Source organism: Bacillus sp. mrc49 (assembly GCF_002803435.1).
Window position 1 is genome coordinate 1 of record NZ_PHNG01000216.1, and the last position, 848, is coordinate 848.

An 848-nucleotide genomic window follows, 5' to 3' on the forward strand; every position below is an offset into this window, starting at 1 on the left:
ACTCGACGCTTAAAAGCCTCTTAACCACGATGAGATCCTCCCTATACACCGCAGTGGACGGAATCACTGGAAAAAACAATCTCAGCAGCCTGGGCATTACCACGACCAAGAATTACTTGGAGGGCGGCAAACTGACGATTGATGAGGACAAGCTTCGGGCAGCGATCAGCGAGGATCCCAATGCGGTTTATAATATGTTCATGGCTGATGGAGCGGAAAAAGGTGAAAAGGGACTGGCACGCCGTTTGCGTGATGATATACAATCTTCCATGAAGGTCATCACCGAAAAAGCCGGGAAGGCTGGATATGTGAATAATAATTTTACCATCGGGAAAATGGTCAATGGGCTGGATACGAGGATCTCGGCATTCGAAACAAAGTTAGCGAAATTGGAATCCCGCTATTACAGCCAGTTCACGGCCATGGAAAAGGCGATTCAAAAGGCAAATAGCCAAAGTTCATCGTTAGCATCTTATTTTAGTTAAGGCAATCGGGAGAGGAAGATAAATATGGCGATTAATAATCCCTATCAGTCGTATCAACAAAATTCGGTCAATACAGCGTCCCCGGGAGAGCTGACATTAATGCTATACAATGGCTGCCTGAAGTTCATCATGCTTGGGCGGAAGGCGATTGAAGCAGGAAATATCGAAGCGAAAAATACCAACATCATCAAGGCGCAGAACATCATCCATGAATTGATGGTGACGCTGAACATGGATGTCGAGGTGTCGAAGGAAATGATGAGTCTGTATGATTTCATGAATCGCCGTCTGATAGAGGCGAATATGAAAAATGATGTTGCTGCCTTGGACGAGGTGGAAGGACTCGTCACTGAATTCCGTAAT

Annotated in this window: 2 protein-coding genes; both read left to right on the forward strand. The window is 45.6% G+C overall.

What is annotated here, in order from left to right; genetic code table 11:
- A partial coding sequence (fliD, locus tag CVN76_RS01530; protein ID WP_157805447.1) for a flagellar filament capping protein FliD occupies positions 1-485 on the forward strand: 485 nt, incomplete at its 5' end.
- A 24-nt stretch (positions 486-509) separates the two neighbouring features.
- On the forward strand, positions 510-848 hold a 339-nt coding region (gene fliS / locus CVN76_RS01535; protein ID WP_100530136.1), incomplete at its 3' end, for a flagellar export chaperone FliS.